18 protein-coding genes are annotated in these 21,165 nt (G+C 39.8%); 8 read left to right on the top strand and 10 right to left on the bottom strand.

Annotated features, from left to right (window positions below; translation table 11 throughout):
- Positions 1-10: 10 nt before the first annotated feature.
- From A7P54_RS13225 to gshA, 9 genes are all read right to left on the bottom strand, one after another.
- Complete coding sequence (locus A7P54_RS13225; protein ID WP_171549865.1) at positions 11-541, bottom strand: hypothetical protein; 531 nt, start codon at positions 539-541, stop codon at positions 11-13.
- A 154-nt stretch (positions 542-695) separates the two neighbouring features.
- Positions 696-1,226: a hypothetical protein gene (locus A7P54_RS13220; protein WP_171549864.1), complete on the bottom strand. Its 531-nt coding sequence runs from the start codon at positions 1,224-1,226 to the stop codon at positions 696-698.
- Between the two features lie 100 nt (positions 1,227-1,326).
- Complete coding sequence (locus A7P54_RS13215) at positions 1,327-2,274, bottom strand: hypothetical protein (RefSeq protein ID WP_171549863.1); 948 nt, start codon at positions 2,272-2,274, stop codon at positions 1,327-1,329.
- Positions 2,275-2,339: 65 nt separating this feature from the next.
- Positions 2,340-2,870 (bottom strand): hypothetical protein, encoded by a 531-nt coding sequence (locus A7P54_RS13210; protein ID WP_171549862.1) that lies wholly within the window; start codon positions 2,868-2,870, stop codon positions 2,340-2,342.
- 122 nt (positions 2,871-2,992) lie between these two features.
- Positions 2,993-3,694 (bottom strand): hypothetical protein, encoded by a 702-nt coding sequence (locus A7P54_RS13205; protein WP_171549861.1) that lies wholly within the window; start codon positions 3,692-3,694, stop codon positions 2,993-2,995.
- Positions 3,695-3,707: 13 nt separating this feature from the next.
- Positions 3,708-5,762, bottom strand: a complete 2,055-nt coding sequence (locus A7P54_RS13200; RefSeq protein ID WP_171549860.1) for a LysM peptidoglycan-binding domain-containing M23 family metallopeptidase — start codon at positions 5,760-5,762, stop codon at positions 3,708-3,710.
- 10 nt (positions 5,763-5,772) lie between these two features.
- Positions 5,773-9,099 (bottom strand): type VI secretion system Vgr family protein, encoded by a 3,327-nt coding sequence (locus A7P54_RS13195; protein ID WP_171549859.1) that lies wholly within the window; start codon positions 9,097-9,099, stop codon positions 5,773-5,775.
- Between the two features lie 178 nt (positions 9,100-9,277).
- A complete protein-coding gene (locus tag A7P54_RS13190) occupies positions 9,278-9,784 on the bottom strand; it encodes a disulfide bond formation protein B (RefSeq protein ID WP_171549858.1) in 507 nt (168 codons plus the stop codon).
- 18 nt (positions 9,785-9,802) lie between these two features.
- The gene (gene gshA, locus A7P54_RS13185; RefSeq protein ID WP_171549857.1) at positions 9,803-11,377 is read right to left on the bottom strand and encodes a glutamate--cysteine ligase; all 1,575 of its coding nucleotides are present in this window, start codon (positions 11,375-11,377) and stop codon (positions 9,803-9,805) included.
- 227 nt (positions 11,378-11,604) lie between these two features.
- Here gshA and A7P54_RS13180 point away from each other — a divergent pair, with 227 nt between their 5' ends.
- The 5 genes from A7P54_RS13180 to A7P54_RS13160 all read left to right on the top strand — a co-directional run bounded on the left by A7P54_RS13180 (position 11,605) and on the right by A7P54_RS13160 (position 16,957).
- A complete protein-coding gene (locus tag A7P54_RS13180) occupies positions 11,605-12,144 on the top strand; it encodes a DUF924 family protein (protein ID WP_005317283.1) in 540 nt (179 codons plus the stop codon).
- A gap of 36 nt (positions 12,145-12,180) precedes the next feature.
- Positions 12,181-12,738, top strand: coding sequence for a hypothetical protein (locus tag A7P54_RS13175; protein ID WP_004657069.1), 558 nt, complete (start codon positions 12,181-12,183; stop codon positions 12,736-12,738).
- Between the two features lie 18 nt (positions 12,739-12,756).
- A complete protein-coding gene (locus A7P54_RS13170; RefSeq protein ID WP_005201653.1) occupies positions 12,757-14,064 on the top strand; it encodes a DUF445 domain-containing protein in 1,308 nt (435 codons plus the stop codon).
- Positions 14,065-14,337: 273 nt separating this feature from the next.
- Positions 14,338-15,492 carry a methionine aminotransferase gene (locus A7P54_RS13165; RefSeq protein ID WP_171549856.1) on the top strand — a complete coding sequence of 385 codons (1,155 nt, stop codon included), beginning with the start codon at positions 14,338-14,340 and terminating at the stop codon, positions 15,490-15,492.
- 97 nt (positions 15,493-15,589) lie between these two features.
- Positions 15,590-16,957 carry an MATE family efflux transporter gene (locus A7P54_RS13160; RefSeq protein WP_171549855.1) on the top strand — a complete coding sequence of 456 codons (1,368 nt, stop codon included), beginning with the start codon at positions 15,590-15,592 and terminating at the stop codon, positions 16,955-16,957.
- A gap of 63 nt (positions 16,958-17,020) precedes the next feature.
- Here A7P54_RS13160 and A7P54_RS13155 read toward each other — a convergent pair whose 3' ends face one another.
- The gene (locus A7P54_RS13155) at positions 17,021-17,848 is read right to left on the bottom strand and encodes an SDR family oxidoreductase (RefSeq protein ID WP_004657060.1); all 828 of its coding nucleotides are present in this window, start codon (positions 17,846-17,848) and stop codon (positions 17,021-17,023) included.
- A 300-nt stretch (positions 17,849-18,148) separates the two neighbouring features.
- Here A7P54_RS13155 and A7P54_RS13150 point away from each other — a divergent pair, with 300 nt between their 5' ends.
- The 3 genes from A7P54_RS13150 (at position 18,149) to phoR (ending at position 21,156) form a co-directional block, all read left to right on the top strand.
- Positions 18,149-18,826 carry a TetR/AcrR family transcriptional regulator gene (locus A7P54_RS13150; RefSeq protein ID WP_004803508.1) on the top strand — a complete coding sequence of 226 codons (678 nt, stop codon included), beginning with the start codon at positions 18,149-18,151 and terminating at the stop codon, positions 18,824-18,826.
- A gap of 251 nt (positions 18,827-19,077) precedes the next feature.
- Positions 19,078-19,788, top strand: coding sequence for a phosphate regulon transcriptional regulator PhoB (gene phoB / locus A7P54_RS13145; protein ID WP_004803505.1), 711 nt, complete (start codon positions 19,078-19,080; stop codon positions 19,786-19,788).
- A gap of 9 nt (positions 19,789-19,797) precedes the next feature.
- Positions 19,798-21,156 carry a phosphate regulon sensor histidine kinase PhoR gene (gene phoR, locus A7P54_RS13140; RefSeq protein ID WP_171549854.1) on the top strand — a complete coding sequence of 453 codons (1,359 nt, stop codon included), beginning with the start codon at positions 19,798-19,800 and terminating at the stop codon, positions 21,154-21,156.
- Positions 21,157-21,165: the final 9 nt, after the last annotated feature.

Genomic DNA, 21,165 nt, shown 5'->3' with positions numbered 1-21,165 from the left:
TCCATTAAAATCAACCACAACGGCCATAATATTCACTAAATTTAATCTTTTTCTTGGTTAAGCAATTTACCTGCTTAGGTACAAAATCATCAGGTGTTTCAGCTTTAGGATAAAGTAAATAATCATCTTGAATTAAAACGGGTTCTTTATTCTTTTCTGTTTTAAAGGTTGAATACCTATGTCCGACTTCAGAACGATCTGCACAAGTATGATATTCCAAGGTAAAATTATTTTTGCTAACAGCAATATTATCAAATGAGCTATAAATGCATCCATTATAAGAATTATTAAAAATTTGTTTGTTTTCATACATTAGTGATTTATCTATGCCACTCAGAACACGTATGGACGTCAGTTGGTCTTTTTTTCCTAAAATTTCAATTAAATCAAAAACACCATCACGATTAATATCCATTCTGTAAGATTGTAAAACCATTGCTTTCGCATTCAAAGAATCATTTTCTGCAGAATGTGTCGACGCTGTTGTAAAACCTAGAATGATACTGATTAACAACCCTTTGATCAAAAGACTAATTTTCATTTTCTCTCCAGAATAGAACAGTTTTATCATAATAGACTCAAGAAAAATTGGCTTAGCCTCGAAAAATGTAAAATTAGATTCAGGAAGACTCTGTAAAATTAAAATAATAATTGAGTTATGCTATCTTGAGTTTTCCCCATAATTTTATTGCACTTTACCTCACTATTTTTTTGAAAAAATTTCTCTCGTTTAAATTAAAGATATAACATTCATTCTCAACATTTATATTATTATCATGATATGAAAATGTTGTACCTGACAAACAAATTTGATTGTTGCTTTGACTAAACTTAACGATAGGTGGTTCTGATGCAATCTCATCGAATCTATCATCAACAAAATAACCTACAGATTGCTCTAATGGATATACTTTTTTCGTTCTTGGATCCAATACAATAAAGTATTTAACTTTTCTAGGTACACCCTTTCCTGTATCTCTTTCCTTATCAATTACTAAAGCAATTTTATTCTGAGCAAAGTTTACTTTTTTGCTTAATGCATCCTTATAAAGTTTTAAAAAATTATCTGAACAAAAATCAATGTAGCCTTGTTCAAATTCACACTTAACGACATGCTCTCGTGTAATTGCATCAATATCAAAATTTTGATTATTTTCTTTAGAAAAACAATAATTTGAAAGGACTAAACCAATAGTCAATATCATTACTGTTTTCAAAAAACTCATTTAAAACTTCCTATTAGTCTAAACCAACCACTTTCCATCTTTTATTTTTAGAATGATATACCCCAACTCAATTAGGGTATATCAAATCAACATTAAATTATTATTTCAAATTTATTTTTAATAATTTTCCATTTTTATCTTTATAAGTTATTACTCCAGATTTATCAATTGAGTAATAGTCACCTATCTTCTCTACATTAAGTACAGGTTTTATTTTTATTAAATAAAATTCAGAGCTAGAATCCTCATCTGTTTCTACATACTTTTCAGCAATAGAATAAAAACTATCTTTAATTTCAGGAAGGAATCTAAATGTATCTGCATTTAATGATTTTATTTTTGAGTCATTTAACAAAAACACTAAATTAGGTGATATTTTTTGTAATTCAGGTAAAGTATATGGCCTATTATTAGATCTTTCAAGCTGCTCACATTTTTTAATTGCGTTTTTCTCGGCACATTTAGAGAAATAATCCGAAGAAATTGGTAATTTCACTTTATTTATCAAATTATTATAACCATGATTATCATATTTCTTTACTTCACTCTCCAACTCAACTCTGGATTTAAAATCAAAACTCCCATTATGATATTCATAGCAAGTTTTCACTGAGGTATAAGAGTTTCGATACTGATTAAAATTTCCGCTTAGGCAAAATAAGTTATTATCTAATGAAAATTCTATAGGTTTAATATTTGATATCACACTTAATGATGCTGGAAATGTATAAACCTTTTTACCTTCCATATCTATGATTGCAAAATATAAATCGTTTCTTTCCTTAAAACTCATTAAAAACTTATTTTTATCAAAATTTGATTTTTTACTTTTTATAATATTATTATAATTTATTAATTTCTCATTGGTACAAAAATCAACCTCATCATAATCAACAGAACAGCCTTTGACATCGATTTTATGAATATACTTTACTGCAGGTGATTTTACTTGGATAGAGTCTTGCAAATAATCACTCCATGAAGAATTTTCTTTTGCATAACAAACATTAAAAGAAATACTCAAAAAAACTAACAAGAGTAATGACATTAATAAACCAGTTTTTCTCAAAATTAAATACCCTTTATATAGTTTCAACACCTATAAAAACATAGTTACTCTTCGCAATCTGATATAGAAAAATCTTTTTCCTGCAAATGAATCCCTTGTATTTCTCTATTTACTACATCAAAAAATAAAATATTGTTTTTTTGACCACTATCAAAAACCTGATAATTAAAATCTTGCTGATAATCTCCAGCCCCCTCACTTTTAATTTTTATAACTTTATATCCTGCTTTATAATTATTATTTATATTTTCAGCAGTCATTCCATTACTAATACCCTTTGATGTATGCACACTTTTATTTCCATATTTAATTAAAATCTCAACTAGCTTTTTAGAGTGAAAAGTATATGAAATAGCTAAGTCCGGATTAAAAATAGTGGTACAACTCCCCATATAATTCATTAAATTATCTTTTGAAGAGAAATTAATTTCAGAATATTTATCACCAATAGAATAAACCTTTCCATTATAATATAACGAATCAAAATCTATAACATTTTTCTTACTTTTAATTTCACCAACATAGCTACATGCCACTAAAATCAAACATAGCGATAATAAAAAAATTTTATTCATGATAAACATTTCAAAAAAATGACTTTTAAAAAATAAGAAATACATATTTTTATCCTTACTATTTATATTAATTATCATTCTAGGGTTTAGGCATTAAATAAAACCCTAGAATCCAATGTTAGTTATTTAATTTCTTTTTCAGCTGCTAAAATACCCGTAGTTTCGCAACCTAAGGTTGATGAAATACATTTTAGATTAACATTAAGAGAAATTTTGGATGGGGAAGTTTTTCCATCTTTATAAGTTTTAACATTTGCAAGATATGTATACTGACCTTTCTTGGCATCATATGTTACCTGATCACCCATTAGTAGATCTGTTTTCTCATTACTACCGTCACTGTTAGAGAGTATTACTGGTATTTCGGTAAAATTATTATTTCTTATATTATATAAGTAAGTTGTGACCTGAATTTTTTTAAAAGGAACTCTAACATAATCAACAGTACTAATTTCTTTTATTCTAAAAGCAACAATATCTTTATCATGATATAGTAAAGTAAAATCAACATTAGACTTCAAAGGGGCTGTTGTTTCAAATACATTATATACATCTTTTCCATTTAAAACTTGAACCCCATATTTCTTTAATGTGTAGTTAACATTTTTCTTTACTTTATCAACATTACCAAAATCTGTTAGTTTTATTTTCAAACTAGGACTAATAACAGAATATTTATTATATGTATCTATATATTCCACAGGTGATTTTACTTGGGTAGAATCTTGTAAATAATCACTCCAAGAAGAATTTTCTTTTGCATAACAAACATTAAAAGAAAAACCACAGACGATTATCATTGCAAAAGTGTTCATAAATTTCATAAAAACCTCAAAATCAATACGGTAAATTCGCATTTATAAATGGTATAGGGTCAATCCTTCCATCCAATCCAACGCCTAATAAAGGAGCACTCCTTGCTTCAAAATGAAGATGAGCACCATTGGAAATTGCCGTCATCTTATTCGCATTGCCAGTTGAACCTGTCTTTCCAATTTCCTCTCCAGTATCCACTGGATCATCTTTATCCACATTAATATCTGACAAATGAGCGTAAAAAAAGTAGACATATTGATTTTTTGTAAGTTTACTTTGAGCATATTTTTTTTGTTTTTCCGCTAAATCATTTATATCAACCCTTAAAACAATAACTTTACCATACGCACCACCAGAGTCCTTAGCAAAAACAATCACCCCTCCACAGACAGCATATATTTTTGTGCCGGGATTAGCCTGTAAGTCAACGCCTTGGTGATTTTTGGTTCCATTATTTCTTACTTTACCAAAGGTTGCGCCTTTTGCGTTAGCTAAGCCAGCTGTCCGCAACTTACAATCACGTAAAGGATTATGCCAGCCTTCATCCCCTCCCAGAGTTTTCTCATCACTTTGAACTTGAGGTTTATTACTCTCACTCTTTGGTGCTGGTTGTTGAGTATTAGTAGTTTGTGTCGCTACTGGTGAGGTTACTTTTTGCTCTTTAGAAATAGGGGATGGTACTGATTGTCCTTTTAATAGTTTAATTGTTTCCTCCATGCTTAGGTTTATTCCCGAAGTTTTACTCTTATCGACGACATACTGATAAATATTGATGTGCCCATCAATATAATTTCTTAGCCATGCTCCATAAGCTGCTTTCGCATCACCTTTATACCTTTTTAAGAATTCTTCAGCCTGTTTAGTACCATTTTTACCAAATTGAATAAACAATAGTTTCTTAGCTCGTTCTGAGCTTAAAGTATTTAAGACGAAATTCTTGCCTCCTGAAGCCCCCTCATGGTGTAACAAATAAGCAAACTTTGCCATTGAACTTGGCTCACTTAAATTCTGATAAGGAAGACCAGAAGTTTTAAAATTACTAACAGCATACGCAGCGGCAGCATCAATTGCCATTTCTGCATTGAACCTCAGATTTAATTTTTGCTCTTTAGTTAATTTTGGATTATTTTTTACATATTGCCCAACTAATGAACTCCTATCATTACACATAGCGAGCCATGTTCCATCTAAGAATTGAGTCAACCCAGCAGCAGAACTAGAGTTTGCTTTACTATTAACATTCCACTCCCCAGTTTTTTTTATTTTTGCTGCTTCGGCATCGATAACAGCTGCTAATGAATGTGCAGTAAAACCATGTCGCTTAGCAGCGCTCACAATATAAGCTCTATATTTATTATTAACTGGCTTTAATAAAAAATTATCTTCTGTAAATTGTGCAGCAATTATATGTGTACTATTACCAGCATCTGTTCGTTTCTGCTCCTGTCTTTCTTCAGGTAATTGATTTTTTTCTTTAGATGCTACTCTTTGGGGCTGATGAGGATTTTTTGTAGTTGATAGACTTTCAAGCACTGAAGAGATTCCATCGACTATCGGCTTACCCACCCTTTTTAAACTATTTTTAATTTCAGATGCAGTCTCGTTAAGTAAGCCTTCTTTTACATAATGTGATCCTTCTACTTTAATTTTTCTTGAAGTTAATTTTAATACTTTCCGACCTAAGGGAAGCATTTTATGGTCAGCAATTAAATCAAAGCTGCCATTTATATTTTTGAAGAATACTTTTAGCCCCTTAGAATGGTCTTCTATTCCTATATCATCAAATATACCATTAGTTGTATTCTTTATGATTTTCTTGCCATCAAAATCCAATTGAATTGTAGCTTTTAAGATTGGTTTGAAAGAAAGATCCATTAAAACTATTTTTAATTGGGTTTCATATTTATGACCGCTACTAGACTCATCTTTTAAATGAATTTTCTGCCCTATTTTCAAGTTATGAATCATTCTGCCTGATAATGAGTTAATTCTCGCAAGCTCTTTTACTGTAATACGATGTTTTTTTGAGATTCCCCAAAGAGTATCACCAGATTTAACTATATAAACATTTGACATATAGACTTACCTATTGTTCCAAATCTTTTTTTTCAGCTTGCAAACCATGCTCACCAATTTCAAATTCATCTTCATTTTCTTCTTCGTATTTTTCCTCATCATCAAAGATACTTGACCATTCATCAAAACCAATCAATGCTTCGTATCGTTTTGATTCTTCTTGCATTGATAAATTGCTTTTCCCTGTTGAATTCGTTACCCCTTCCCAAATAATTTCTTTTTTATCTGGCTCATACATCTGTATTTTTGCATTTTCTATCCCCGTACCTGCTAAACTTGAGAATAAGAAATCAACAGCATACGGTCCTATTTTTGGTAATTCAGGAACCTCATATGAAACCTTAGCTCCACTCACAAACAAATGCTGACCAGCCTTACTCTCAAACTTACCACCTGTGGTTGAAAACACCCCGTTGGCATTGATCTTCAGCTGAGAACCACCCGCTGTAAGTACAATCTCTTTAGGACTGGTAATTTCAATCTTATCTTCAGTAGAAATCAGTTTAATCACCTTCTTGGCAATCGCTTCAATCGCATCATCCTGCGCCTGCAACTCCAACTTCCCTTTTGCTGCATACGCTCTAAAGCCCTTTTGTGCAGCAAACAAACTGATCTTGTCCTGTGCATGCCCAATAATATTCTTCTGTGCGCTCAAGTTAATTGAACCACTGGCACTCTCGGCAATATCCTGAGAGGCCTGTAAGATAATATTTTCAGGCGTGGTTAATGCAATCCCATTCGGCGATGCCAACAACATCAACGCCTGTCTGAAAATCTTGCCTTGCTCTTGCTGCTTGGCATTCGAACTGCTTTCCAAACCTTGGGTATAACCCTCCATAAAGCCCTGTAACGAACTCAACGCTTTGGACGGGGTAACTTCTAACTTGCTGCCTTTACTAAAGGTTCCACAGGTACTCATCAGCTCAAAATCTTTAATATCGACATTGGCCAAAACATTGCCGACTTCTTTAATACTTTCAAACGGATTCTGCTGAATCCGATCTTTAATGCTGGCAAGCTTGCCTTTGACAATATCAGCGCCATGCTGTTCTACGTTTTCAATGAACTCTTTCAGATTTTCGACCGCATCTTTGGCATCACTAAAGAACGCATTAAACTCTTCTACCGCGCCTTTGGCATTGCCGCCGAGGGCACCAATATCCTCAATAAAACCACCACAATCCTTCAGCGCATGAATCGGATCATTACTCATCCCTTCTTTAAATAGATTTAAAGTGCTATCCAGTGCTTGACCTGTGGTTTTAAGTTCCAATGATTGAATAAACTTCGGTAGACGGTTAATCACATTTAGCGCATCTGTCTGTTGCTTTGCAGCCACTTCACTGAGCATTTTCATGCTGTCATACCCCTGTGACAGCAAAGATTGTGCTTGAGCAGCTTCCAGATGATCAGCAATGGCCTGTTCTTGGGCATAGGTACTGATCAGCATGCCTTTGCCTGCCCGTAGAGCACCCCAAGCATCCGTTCTAAGCTCGAAGCCCTCACCACGACCGTTACTGGTTTCCTGCACTTTAGGATGACTTAAATTGCCTAAATTCAACTGTGTTGCCGCATGGCTACTTTGTAACTGGGTACTGATTTGCCCTGTCGTATCATCAAAACGTAACTGGTTAAAACCATTGCCATTCACTTCCTGACTGCGAATACCACTGAGTTTTTTAGTATCTGGAAGCTGCCCTTTGACATCAAATTTGGTCGGAGAACGCTGTGCTTCATGGATTCGCCCTGTCACAAAAGGACGGTCGATATTGCCATCAAAGAAGTCGATGACCACCACCTCCCCAATACGCGGCAAGAAACGTGCACCATAGCCTTCCCCCGCCCAAGGCGTCAGGACATCCACCCATGCGGAGTCGGTGTCATTGTCATTGCTGCCCGCACCACCATCATGTCCATGATCATCGCTACGGGTAAACAGAAAACGTACCTTGATCCGTCCCCACTCATCCACATAGATGGTTTCCCCTTCGGGCCCCACTACTTTGGCGCGTTGTGGATAGGCAATCGGACGATGCAATTCTGGATCATATTCAGGGGTGATTTTGATCTGACGGCGAATCAAGGTCAGTTCATTGCCTTGACGCTCGATGTCGTCATAGCCTCGTTGATCCCAACGGCTTTGGCTGAACAGTTGACTGACCTGTTGCTGTAAATCTTTCGGTAAATTATTTTGATTATAGAAATTCTTGGCAATAATCAGGAACTCCTGATCGGCTCCTGCATGTTGGTCAATTTCAGGATGTTCTCTGAGATTAAACCAATAACCGACTTGGCTATCACGTACGGTACTATAAGCCTTAAAATATTTGGCTTGACTGGCGTACATGTCATTGAATTGCTGATTCAGCTTTTCTAACTGACTGCCGCCTGAAGCCGTGGCTTGGTCTTCACCCTTTAAGTCCTGCATCCAAGCTGGGCTGATATGCCATGCCTGCTCAAGGCTTAAACTGGCAGAATCAAAACTGTCCGAATGGTTATGGCTGGTGACCACTGAACCTGCACCTTCTTCTTGTGCCAAGGCATCAGGCTGCCAACGTTGCAGATGCACCGCAGTCGGCTGCAAACTACGCACCGCCACGAAACTGGTCATACTGTCTTGGAATTCAGTAGCACTGCTGCGGTGATAGCGAATACTCCGTCGAGCTAAAGCTTGATATTGACTATTATCATCAATCAATCTCAACTTTTGCGCTTTGACAGGGGTACTTGAATGCGCCACAAAAAGCTCAGCTTCATCAATCAGCCAGTTTATGCCTTCACTGCGCCATAGGCGTGTAAGAAAAGAATAGTCGGATTCATTATGGCCCATCACAAATGGGCGTATATCATAATTCTGGCTTAAGCCATTTAGATCCAGACTCAAACTTGCCGCAAATAGTGGACTTCTTTGCTGCCACTCCTTGAACAAAACTTCGGTGATTTCCACAATGCTTTTATTCATAAACACACGGCTATTACGGCGCTTATGCCATAAATGGGTTGCATCGTTTACCGTCAGCTTATACAGCGTTAATGCACCATCACTCTGTCCATAACTGGCCTCGGTCACAATCCCCGTGGTGCGAAACAGTTGCCCTGAGTCGGTGACCTGATCAACCGCAACCTGAACCCCAATAAATTGTTTCAGGGGAATCTGGGCATTGGTCGAAAGACAAATCAACTCTGCTTCCAAGCCCTCATTAAGTTGATGTTGGCCTTGTATGCGTTGTAAAAAAACTTGATTATTCAGTAGATTATTAGAAAATTGTACGTGGATGGCACGTTTCTGTGCATTTAGCCCTATTTTTTCTAATACATTAAATATATTAAAAAGCATTTTTTATAATCAGATCGTACGGGGAATCGGCTGAACTTTACAAAAAACAGACCTATCTGTCCACAAAAAAAGCCTTTAAGCAACAAAATGGCACAACTTGTTTAGTTGTTGAGAATAATAAAACCCGAAACATGCATTCACATTTCGGGTTTTAAAATCATTTAGAACAACGATTCGCTTATTTTTGTGTAACGCGATAGTTTCTAAATAATTGCCATAAGCAGATCAATAAAATCAAACTGAAATAAACCAGAGACCAAACGGGTAGCGATTGACCGAGGAAAGTCCAATCTATCGCGGCGCATTCACCTGAACCCGAAAGTACTTCTTGCAGTACGGTTTTCATCGGTAAAGCATCTACCAGATAGTTTAAGCCAGGTCCACAACTCGGCACTTTATCGGGTGGTAAACTTTGCAACCAAACATGACGAGCCGCAACACCCACCGACCAGCCAATGGATAAAGTCGCCAAGAAGGCATAAAAACGTTTAAATCCGCTTGAAACTGGATTATGGATAAATGCCACAAGCGCAATTAAACCCATCCCAATTAAGCCAAGGCGTTGGAAAATACAGAGTGGACAAGGATCCAAACCTTGCACATGTTCTAAATACAACGCAAATGAGATACCAATAATGCTGGTCAGTACCAGTAATGCACTGACTAAGCGGTAATTCCATCGCATGGGAAGTCCTCTAAAATTTTAACGGTATTGTGCAAGATATTGTTCAAAACTCATGTCGTTATCTTGTTCAAGTTGCGCCTGTTTTTGCAACGAAGTTCGCGCCAATTGTTCAAAATATTGTTTGCGTTCTTCACTGAGTGGATGCTGGTCATAATGATCGACATGTTGCTGTGCCATGACACTACCAAAATTCCATGTGCCGCCATGTTGTAAAGTATCTGCAATCACATGAGCTGAAGGCGTGTTTTCAACATGATCTAAGCGTTGTTGCATCACTTGAATGGCATCTTGATACAGCTGGGTACCATCCATTTGGTCTAGGATCTTGGCACAAGCTTGAATCGCATTTAAGTGCGTTTGTGCCCAGTCTTTTAATGAGATCGAACGATCTCCTTCTTCGATCTTGGCATCTGCTGCACGACCACGATTGACCACTTCAGTTTGGTTCCGATCAACCTGTTCTTGTTCCTCAGCAAAGAGATCTGGACTGTCTTTGAGTAAGCAGTACAAGGCTAAACTTTCAAGGAAGCCTGCCGAAATTTCATCAATCCCAATCGCACTATACGGATTCACATCCACTGCACGTAATTCGACATAGCCGACGCCACGATTTTTTAAGGCTTGTGAAGGTGTTTCAGCCGCTTGTGGTACCTGTTTAGGACGTACTAGGCTGTAATATTCGTTTTCAATCTGTAGCACATGATCATTGATCTGAATCGGCTCACCCTGTTCATCATTTAAACCGAGCTGAGTGAATTCTGGATAGGGGGTATGCACGGCTTTTTGTAAGCCATCTAAATAATCATGCAGATCGTTATAATGAATACCAAGCTCTTTTTGTGCTGAGTTTTGATAACCCAAACGCCCCATCCGCAATGCAGTCGCTTCAGGTAAATAGAGTGTGCCTTTGACTAAAGGCTGTAAATGGTGCTGGCGACCGGTCAGGAAGCAACGGCACACCGATGGACTTGCGCCCAACATATACATCACTAAAGGAATTAGGCGAATAAAATTACGGATCAAGCCAAAATAACGGTGACTACGATAGTCTTGCAGGCTGAGCTGTTTTAATTGTTCATTACTTTCATGCTGCTGCAAAACCGCAAACAGTTGTTCTGGAAAGGATAAATTATAGTGCACCCCAGAAATGGTCTGCATACGGCGACCATAACGTACCCCTAAACCACGACGGTATAAGGTTTTAAAGCGGCCAATATTGGATCTGCCATATTGTGCCAGTTTAATATTTTCTTCGTTATCATCCAGCATACATGGCATCGACAAAGGCCAGAGCTTCTCACCCTCTTCAAGCTGCTGATGTACAACGCTATGGATATCACTCAACTCATTTAAAGCGGCAGCAATGGTCGTTTGAGGCGTGGTAATAAACTCCATCAACGCTTCTGAATAATCAGTGGTGATATGCGGATGTGTGAGTGCCGAACCTAAAGCGATGGGATGATTTTGTTGTGATAAAAATCCATTGCTTTGCATGCGTAGGCTTTCACGCTCAATCCCACGTAACATCCCCTTTAATAGCGAGGCATCTACCCAAGTTGGTATCACAGAGGAAGTAAGGCTGGGTTGATTCATATTCTATGCTCGCTTATTCAAGATCAGCCGACCACATGCATGGTAGCGACGTCGTCGATTCTACAGACATGATGTGCATGCCAATCCCTTCGACTCAGCCAATTATAACGACAATTACAATCTAGTCATCTGATTTAGTTTGGCAATTTTTATCACAATCTTGTTACATAAGACACGCAAAAATTGTGATTTTATTGAAAAATAAATCTTCCAATGGATACTCGACCATGCAAGCGCAAGACATTCTTAATTTTTGGTTTGACCCTGATCATCGTGCACTTTGGTTTGCCAAAAGTGATGATTTTGATGCAAAAATTCGTGCGTCCTTTGCAGAGATTCATCAACAAGCTGCTCAGGCAGAGCTGTGGTCATGGCGCCAAACACCTGAAGGACGTTTGGCTGAAATTATTATCCTCGATCAGTTCTCACGAAATTTATATCGAGATCAGGCACAAGCCTTTGCCTACGACAGCTTGGCTTTAACCCTGTCACAAGAAGCGATTAGCTTGCAGTTGGATGCACAACTCAGTCCTGAGCAACGTTCCTTTCTTTATATGCCATTTATGCATAGCGAATCCAAGCTCATACATGAATTTGCCCTAAAATTGTTTCAACGCCTAGGCAATGAAATTAATTTAAACTTTGAGAAAAAGCATAAAGTGATCATTGATCGTTTTGGCCGTTATCCACATCGCAATGCAATCTTGGGTCGCAGCTCAAGCGCTGAAGAACTGGAATTTTTAACTCAACCGAATAGTAGTTTTTAAGTCGATCTCCCTCGACACTGAATAAAGGAATGGCATATGAAAGCTTTATTAATATGCACCCCGCTCCTTGTCGCACTGACATTTGCAGGATGTGCAACGGTTCCCTCCAAACCCAGAACCTTTGATCAACTCGGACAATTCACCGCTTATCCGTTAAATAACAAAACTTACCGCGTTGGTTTCCAAGCGGATAATAATTTGAGTTATGGTACGGCTGAGGAAATTACCTTGCTCAAAGCAGCGCAAACCACGGTCAAAAATGGTTTCCGTTATTTTAGTGTGGTGGACGATCCAAGTAATGCCCGTCATAAAACACCTCGTCAGGCGGTAATTTATCCGACACCATCTTATTATCCTTATGGTTATTATCGTCGTCATCCTGCCTTTTGGCCGGATCCATTCTACGATACCCCACAAGTGGTCAATATTGATCCGATTCAAGTGTCGTATACTATCGAGTGCTTTAAGACACAGCAGCAATCACCAGATGCCTTTGATGCACAACTGATTTTGCAATCCCTAGGGCCTAAATATGGCTTGAGTCCAACAGGAGATGTGCTGCAGCCGCCTGCACCACCTCAAAACAAGAAATGAAATTAAAAGGATGACTCAATGAGTTCAGTCGAAGAAATCCACGTCCCAAGCTTACAACGAAGTAAATACTTCGCCACCATGGCACTGATTATTGCAGTGGTGTCATGGGTCGCTTTAATGGTCGCGGCACATTTTCTGCCTGAATATAAATGGCTCATCCATATTTTCATGCTCGGTGCAGAAGCTGGTGTGGTTGGCGGCTTAGCCGATTGGTATGCAGTCACCGTCTTATTCCGCAACCCTTTCGGCAGAATGCCCTTACCCAAACTGTTGCGTGACCACACTGAAATTATTCCACGCAATAAAGCGCGTATTGCCGAATCAATGGGACGTTTTGTACAGGAAAATTTCTTATCACCACAAATTGTTGAACGCAGCCTTCAAAATGCCGATATCAGTTTGGCGGTGGGTCAATGGTTGGCCAGTCCAAAGAACAACCAGCAGGTGGTGCAGATGATTCAGCACACCGTGCCGAGAATCTTTGAATTTGTCAGCCAAGATCAGATTGCACACTTTGTCCAAAATAACAGTGTGCAATGGGTCAGAAGTACCAAGGTCAATAAACTGGCCAGTGAAATGCTGCGTGCGGTACTGGAAAATGATTTCCATCAAGATGTGTTGCAGCGTGGGCTGGATCTGGCGCATGAATGGATGGTATCTCACCCTGAAGAAGCACGTGATTTATCACGTAAATTATTCCAAGAACTCGGTGTTTGGAAGCTGGCTAAAGGCGCAAGCTGGATCGGCATTGATGTACAGCAACGCACCATTGACTCACTCATTGAAAAAGTTGAATCAATGCTGGCCAATCCTGACCATCCTTGGCGTCAAGATATTGAAGCCACCACGCATAACTTGATGCTGGAACTGGCAGAACCTGACAGTGAAGCCAGCCAGCGCTTAAACCGTGGTAAAGATGCCCTGCTCGATAGCCCACAGGTATTGAACTTTATCAGTGGTGCTGTGGCCATTCTATGTGATGCGATTAAAACTGATTTAATGCAGGAAGATTCAGGCATTGCCACCAATTTACAAGCCGCCATTCAACAGTTGGGTGAGAGCCTGATTCAGAATGAAAAAGTGCGTCAGGTGCTGAATGAAAAAATGGTCGGCTTAGCCACCAACTTCAGTGAGCAATATAGTGACAAGATCATTCGTTATATCAGTGAGCGCATCCATGAGTGGGATTCTCGTGAAATGATCGCCAAAATCGAAAGTGAAGTTGGCGGTGATTTACATATGATCCGCGTCAACGGTGTCATTGTCGGTGCATTTATTGGTTTAGCACTCGGCGTGATTCGTGCCATTGTTGAAAATGTTTTGTAATATAGCGTCAATATTGACTACAAAAACCTGTCATCAATAAGATACGTGAGAAAGGTCATTCGCAACCTGCGTGATTTCAATTAAGTACTGTTTCTGCGATGTAATAAAACCAATGAAAGAAGTAAACAGGTTTTGCGAATGACAATGCTTTTGGTTACTTTGGGCGAAACCAAAGTAACTCCAGCTGAAGGCTTATCCTGAAATTAGATGAGCTCTCGGTAAGACACCGTCAAAATACATAATCCATTAAAATTCTATTAGGTCATTTCAATCATGTTGCAACTTCAGTCAAAACTCCCAAGCCAAGGCGTCACCATCTTTAGTGTCATGACTGAACTCGCACACCGACTCAATGCCCTGAACCTGTCTCAAGGTTTCCCAGATTTCCCTGCGCCACCTGCATTGCTCGAAGCACTGAGCCAAGCGACACTTTCAGGCTATAACCAATACCCTGCGGGTGACGGCGTACTGGCTTTAAGACAACAACTGGCGACGCAATTCTTGGCACGTGATCAGTTACAACTCGATCCTGTCTCTGAAATCACCATCACCCCAGGCGCAACCATTGCAATTTTCTGTGCCATTCAAGCCTGTATCCATGCAGGCGATGAAGTGATTATTTTCGATCCAAGCTATGACAGCTATACCCCTGCGGTTCAGTTAGCAGGTGGAAAATCAGTACATATCCATTTAGATGCACCAAGTTTTCAGGTGAATTGGCAAAAGGTCAAAGACAGTATCAATGCCAACACTCGCATGATTATTGTCAACACCCCACACAATCCAACAGGTGCAATTTGGTTAGAACAGGATTGGCGTCAGTTAATTGATTTGATTCAAGATAAAAATATCGTGGTGCTCTCAGATGAAGTCTATGAACATCTGATTTTTGATGGGCAAAAACACCATAGCGCACTGCAATTTCCAGAATTGCGTGAACGCAGTTTTGTGATTGGTTCTTTCGGCAAAACCTATCATGTCACAGGCTGGAAAACCGGCTATTGTGTTGCTGCGCCACAACTCATGCGTCTATTCCGCCAGATTTATCAATTTGCCAATTTCTGTGGCACCACTCCATGCCAGATTGCACTGGCCAACTATATGCAACAACACCCTGAACATATTCAGGAATTGCCTAGCTTTTATCAGGCGAAACGTGACTTGTTCAATGCCCAAATTCAAAATTCACGTTTCGACTTCATCCCATCTCAAGGCACCTATTTCCAAAATCTGGATTACAGCACTATTCGCCCTGATCTTAATGATATTGAGATGTGCCAATTCCTTGCGGAGCAACATAAAATTGTGGCAATTCCAATTTCGGTGTTCTATCAGCAGGCACCGGAATCATTACGCTTGATTCGATTCTGCTTTGCCAAAACCGATCAAACACTACAACGCGCAGGTGAAATCCTCGTACAATGTTGATCAACAAAAAGAAACTGAACCCTCATCTTCAACACAATTGATCATGTTATCTTGAAAAAAATACAATCGTTTCAGGATGAAGCGTGAAGGAAACTGAATGACACCACGCCAACCCTTGGTCATGCAACCGAATCTCTGGAAAACCTTTTTTGTGTTTCTGGTACCGCTGATTGCCACCAATATTTTACAAAACCTGTCGGGAACCATTAATACCATCTTTGTCGGGCAAATGATGGGAGTAAATGCAATTGCCGCAGTCTCGGTATTCTTCCCCATCCTGTTCTTTTTACTGGCTTTTGTGATCGGGATTTCCGCAGGCTCCACGGTGCTGATTGGGCAGGCATGGGGCGCACAGAATCTAGAAAAAGTCCGTTCTGTGATTGGTTCAACCGTATTTATGACCTTGATCGGTGGCAGCATTATTGCGGTCTTGGGCCTGATCTTCGCCAAACATATTTTGGAGTTGCTGGGTACCGATCCTAAAGTGATGCACCTGTCCTTGCCTTATGTGCAATGGATGTTGGTGGGCAGCCCCTTACTGTTCGTCTATATTATTTATACTTCGATTCTGCGTGGTGTCGGTGATAGTGTGACACCACTGATTGCACTGAGCCTCACTAGCTTGATTGGTTTGGGCGTAACCCCCGTTTTACTGAAAGGTTATTTTGGTTTTCCGGCTTTAGGTATTGTTGCCCCTGCGATTGCAACCATTATCGGTTATGCCGCTGTGCTGATTTTCTTAGCAATTTATCTAAACTATAAAAACCATCCGCTAAAAATTGATGGGCTATTGCTGCAACATATTCGCCACGATGCTGAACTGAGTAAATTAATTTTAAAACTCGGTATTCCAACAGGGATTCAGATGGTCACCACTTCCTTGGCTGGTTTGGTGATTATTGGCTTGATTAACCATTATGGTGCACACGCTACCGCAGCTTATGGCGCAGTCAATCAAGTACTGAACTACATTCAATTTCCAGCCTTGTCGATTTCGATTGCCGCTTCGATTTTTGCAGCACAAGCAATTGGTGCAGGTAAGCCTGATTTATTGGCCAAAGTCACCCGTACCGCTTTAGGTATGAATTTCTTATTTACCGGTAGTTTGATTGCCTTGGCTTATTTGTTCTCAAAATATCTGATGGCACTGTTTATTACCGATCACAGCGTAATTGAGCTGGGTCAACAATTATTATTTATCGTGTTGTGGTCGATTCTGTTCTTTGGTGCCAGTGCTATTTTTGCATCGATTATGCGTGCCAGTGGTGCCGTCAATATCCCAATGCTGATCAATATTTTCACGATTGTTCTGATCGAAGTGCCGTGCGCGTATTGGTTTAGCTCATTGTGGGGCTTAACGGGGATTTGGATTGCCTATGCACTGTCCTTTGTTTGTCTATGTCTGTTCCAAGCCTTTTATTATCAATTCTTTTGGAAAAATACCAAGATTAAAGTGCTGATCTAAAATCACATTCTGATGCAAATAAAAAAGCCATTCACAGAGAATGGCTTTTTTCATGCTGATGACTTACATCATCTTGGTTGCAAGCGCTGCAATACGTTGATAACCCGTCGGGAATAAACGTTGGAACGAATCCACGATACGCGCATCGGTACCAATCAATAAACGGCGTTTATCTTTCAATACTGCATTTAAAATTTGACGAGCTGCTTCTTCTGGTGGGGTGCGCAGGAACTTGTCAAATTGCTTGATTGATTTGTTCGGGTCCATGCCCAAGCTCTTCAAACTGTCATTCATTTTCGCTGCTTTGGCGATATTGGTACGAATCCCGCCTGGGTGTACGCAGAGTGAGCTGACTCCGCCCTTCTCAATATCTAATTCTTGGCGCAGTGATTCAGTAAAACCGCGCACCGCAAATTTGGTTGCGTTATACGCGGATTGGGTTGGTTGCGAGGTTAAACCAAAAATACTAGAGATGTTGATGATGTGACCATCTTTGGTTTGTTTGATGAATGGCAGAAATTCTTTGGTGCCATAGACCACACCCCAGAAATTGATTCCAACAATCCATTCTAAATCTTCATAGCTCGCACCTTCGACGGTTGAGCCAAGTGCTACGCCTGCGTTATTGAAGATCAAATTGACTGAGCCATGATCCTGTACAGTCTCTTGCGCCCACTGCTTCACCGCATCGCGGTTTGAAACATCGAGTACTTTTGTGGTCACTGTCACTGGGTACTGCTTCACTAATTCAACAGTTTGCGTCAGGCCTTTTTCATTGATATCACTCAATGACAAATGGCAACCTTGTTTCGCCAATAAAACTGCCAATTGTTGTCCAATCCCAGAACCTGCACCGGTGATCGCTGCGACTTTATTTTTAAAATTTTTCATTGCCTATCCTTTGTACTGCGAATGATACGCACATATTCGCTCAGACCATGTGCTGTTTAACCTGTAACCAATATAATTTTGACAATACGTGTTGTCAATATAGTACACTCTAGCTTTAAGACAAATGGCAATAACCAACATCCTACATGTCATAATAGGCCTATTTACATTTCATGACTGATGATGTTTAAAAGAGACAAGGCATATTTTCAAAATTTGGTTATGCTAGTCAGCACAACATGGTTGAAATGCAAATATTAGACACACGATTTAAAGACTTTTTAGGGAACGGTTTTCTCAATGGCAACTCAAGATCAAGCGACAAGCAAGAAAAAGAATACAGAAGCGAAAGAACGACAATTTAAAGGTCTTTCTTTAACCGAGCGCAAAGAAGCACGTCGTGAAAAATTGATTGAGGCAGGTATTGCAACCTACGGCACACAAGGCTTTTTCTCGGTTACCGTCAAAGATGTCTGTAATGAAGCCAAGCTGACTGAACGCTATTTTTATGAATCTTTTAAGAAAAGCGAAGAACTGTTTCAAACCGTGTTCTTAAAAATGATTGAAAAAATGCAAACCTGCTTAACCCAAGCTGTTCTGATGGCTGCGCCAGAACCCAAGAATATGGTAACTGCAGGTTTGTCGGCTTTATTGGGTGCGATTAAAGATGATCCTCGTATGGCACGGATTATTTATATTGATGCCATGCTGGTGCAAGATCTGCATAATCAAGCCACCATTCAAGAGACGTTGACCCAGTTCGATCGTATCATTCAAGGCTTTGTGATGATCACCATGCCCAATGCCCCACATAGCACTGAAGAAGTCTCGCTCATGGCAACGGGCTTAAATGGTTATGTTACGCATATTATTATTCGCTGGGTCTCAGAAGGCTTCAAACAGCCTCTAGAAGATGTTTTGTCAGCCTGCTGTGCTGTCTTTTTGTCTTTTATCGAAACAACCTCGCAAAAAAATTAAAATCGTTTTACAGTTTTGTGACACGCAAAGCTGTTAAACTACACTTCAGTTAAGCAAATGAATTTATTTGCTTTATTGCTAAGCAGATTGTCATAAATCCGTCACCATGCTGCCCTACGATTGTCACAATTTATTGCTAAATTCGACTTTATTAATTCTTTTGCAATGATATTGTCATAATTAATCTTTGTAATAAGCCTGTCATAACAACAAAACGGTTAAACCGTTACAGATTTTAAGGGTATTGCGCTGTGAAAGATGACTATATTTTAATTGTCGATGATGAGCTACCGATCCGCGAAATGATCCATACCTCTTTAGATATGGCAGGCTTCCAATGTTTACAAGCAGAGGATGCCAAACAAGCGCATCAGATTATCGTTGATCAGCGTCCTGCGCTTATTTTGCTGGATTGGATGCTACCGGGTGGTGTGAGTGGTGTAGATTTATGCCGCCGCCTCAAACGCGATGAAAACTTGGCCGAGATTCCTGTAATCATGCTGACTGCACGTGGCGAAGAAGACCATAAAGTACAAGGTCTTGATGCGGGTGCAGACGATTATATGACCAAGCCATTTTCAACCCGTGAACTGGTGTCTCGTATCAAAGCGGTATTACGTCGTGCCAATGCCTTGAGCGGTGAGAAAGTGATTGATGCCAATGGCTTATTACTTGATCCTGTCAGCCAGCGCGTGAGTTTCGGCAACAGTATTTTAGAGATGGGTCCAACTGAATATCGTTTATTGGCCTTCTTTATGACGCATCCTGAGCGTGCCTATACGCGCGCTCAACTCCTAGATCAAGTCTGGGGTGGTAATGTCTATATCGAAGACCGTACCATTGATGTGCATATTCGTCGTTTACGCAAAGTGTTAGAGCCTTTTGGTGTCGACCGTTTTGTACAAACCGTTCGTGGCACAGGTTATCGCTTCTCGACACGAGCAGATTTAGCAGTAGGTTAAAAATCCTTTATGTATGAACCTTACCCCGTCCCTGAACTAGCACGTGAACACCAACGTTTTCGCTATAGCAGTTTATGGACCTTTGCAAAGCAAGATTTAAGACTGTTACTTTTTTTCTTATTAATTGCGAGCTTAGTCGGATTCGGGGTGGGTTACTTCTGGAGCTGTATTTTTGTCGCCTTTGTGCTGTTTTTCATGCTACAGCTCCGCTCGCTTTATCTGGTCAATGAATGGATTTCCAATCGCCCTTATGATGTCCCCCCAAATCTGAACGGGATTTGGGGCGCATTGCTGTTCAATGTCTACCGCGCACAGCGTCAAGAACGCATTGTTCAAGCCGAAATGGTGGGTTTGATTGATCGCGCACAATCTTCTTTGGTGGCATTGGCCGAAGCCGTGGTCTTAATTGATGATCAGCATCAAATCGAATGGTGGAACCCTGCCGCTGAAAAACTGTTAGGCATTAGTCCCTTAGATCGTGGCCGCAACTTATTGTCGATTCTGCGCCAACCCAGTTTTATTGAATATTTTAACCACAGTGATCAATCTCCTGATGGCATCCGTCTACAAGCGCAGATGGATGAAGATCGTTATGTACAAGTCAAACTGACTCGCTTCGGTGGCGAAAGTCGTCTATTGGTTGCTTATGACACCACACGAGTACATAACCTCGAGCAAATGCGTAAAGACTTTGTTGATAATATTTCACATGAATTACGTACACCGCTTACCGTACTCAGTGGTTATATCGAAACCTTTATTGATCAAGATGACATTACCCCGCGCTGGAAACGCGCTTTCACACAAATGCAGTCACAAACCAAGCGTATGAATGCTTTGGTTAATGATTTATTGTTGCTATCTAATTTAGAAAATAATAAAAAAGTCGCGAAAAATCAGATTATTGATATGGCCAATCTGATGAATCAAATCTTTGATGATGCCCGCGCCTACAATCTCGATTATGGTCATACCTTGAATCTGGATATTGATAGCCATTGCGACCTGATCGGTTCCGATATCGAAATTGCCAGTGCATTCAGCAACTTAATCACCAATGCGATTAAATACACCCCTGCTGGCGGCATTATCACCATTGGCTGGCATGAAGATGGCGATCATGCGTACTTCACCGTACAGGATAATGGGATCGGGATTAACCCCAAACATTTGCCACGTTTAACAGAGCGTTTCTATCGTGTCGATAGCGCACGTAGCCGTCAAACAGGTGGAACTGGACTTGGATTGGCAATTGTGAAACACGTGTTAATGCAACACGGAGCGCATCTGGAAATCACCTCTAAAGAAAATGAAGGCTCGACCTTTACCGCAGTGTTCCCGAAAGAACGCTTATACCGCATGATTTAAGCGTGACGG

This window comes from Acinetobacter sp. Ac_3412 (assembly GCF_013072675.1).
Classification (GTDB): Bacteria; Pseudomonadota; Gammaproteobacteria; order Pseudomonadales; family Moraxellaceae; genus Acinetobacter; species Acinetobacter higginsii.
Note: the sequence above shows the minus strand (reverse complement) of the source record. Positions and strands in the feature narration are given on the sequence as shown.

Bases quoted from the DNA above. Each gene is read 5' to 3' on its own strand.
- A7P54_RS13225 (WP_171549865.1), bottom strand. From the start codon at position 541: ATGAAAATTAGTCTTTTGATCAAAGGGTTGTTAATCAGTATCATTCTA.
- A7P54_RS13220 (WP_171549864.1), bottom strand. From the start codon at position 1,226: ATGAGTTTTTTGAAAACAGTAATGATATTGACTATTGGTTTAGTCCTT.
- A7P54_RS13215 (WP_171549863.1), bottom strand. From the start codon at position 2,274: ATGTCATTACTCTTGTTAGTTTTTTTGAGTATTTCTTTTAATGTTTGT.
- A7P54_RS13210 (WP_171549862.1), bottom strand. From the start codon at position 2,870: ATGAATAAAATTTTTTTATTATCGCTATGTTTGATTTTAGTGGCATGT.
- A7P54_RS13205 (WP_171549861.1), bottom strand. From the start codon at position 3,694: ATGAAATTTATGAACACTTTTGCAATGATAATCGTCTGTGGTTTTTCT.
- A7P54_RS13200 (WP_171549860.1), bottom strand. From the start codon at position 5,762: ATGTCAAATGTTTATATAGTTAAATCTGGTGATACTCTTTGGGGAATC.
- A7P54_RS13195 (WP_171549859.1), bottom strand. From the start codon at position 9,099: ATGCTTTTTAATATATTTAATGTATTAGAAAAAATAGGGCTAAATGCA.
- A7P54_RS13190 (WP_171549858.1), bottom strand. From the start codon at position 9,784: ATGCGATGGAATTACCGCTTAGTCAGTGCATTACTGGTACTGACCAGC.
- gshA (WP_171549857.1), bottom strand. From the start codon at position 11,377: ATGAATCAACCCAGCCTTACTTCCTCTGTGATACCAACTTGGGTAGAT.
- A7P54_RS13180 (WP_005317283.1), top strand. From the start codon at position 11,605: ATGCAAGCGCAAGACATTCTTAATTTTTGGTTTGACCCTGATCATCGT.
- A7P54_RS13175 (WP_004657069.1), top strand. From the start codon at position 12,181: ATGAAAGCTTTATTAATATGCACCCCGCTCCTTGTCGCACTGACATTT.
- A7P54_RS13170 (WP_005201653.1), top strand. From the start codon at position 12,757: ATGAGTTCAGTCGAAGAAATCCACGTCCCAAGCTTACAACGAAGTAAA.
- A7P54_RS13165 (WP_171549856.1), top strand. From the start codon at position 14,338: ATGTTGCAACTTCAGTCAAAACTCCCAAGCCAAGGCGTCACCATCTTT.
- A7P54_RS13160 (WP_171549855.1), top strand. From the start codon at position 15,590: ATGACACCACGCCAACCCTTGGTCATGCAACCGAATCTCTGGAAAACC.
- A7P54_RS13155 (WP_004657060.1), bottom strand. From the start codon at position 17,848: ATGAAAAATTTTAAAAATAAAGTCGCAGCGATCACCGGTGCAGGTTCT.
- A7P54_RS13150 (WP_004803508.1), top strand. From the start codon at position 18,149: ATGGCAACTCAAGATCAAGCGACAAGCAAGAAAAAGAATACAGAAGCG.
- phoR (WP_171549854.1), top strand. From the start codon at position 19,798: ATGTATGAACCTTACCCCGTCCCTGAACTAGCACGTGAACACCAACGT.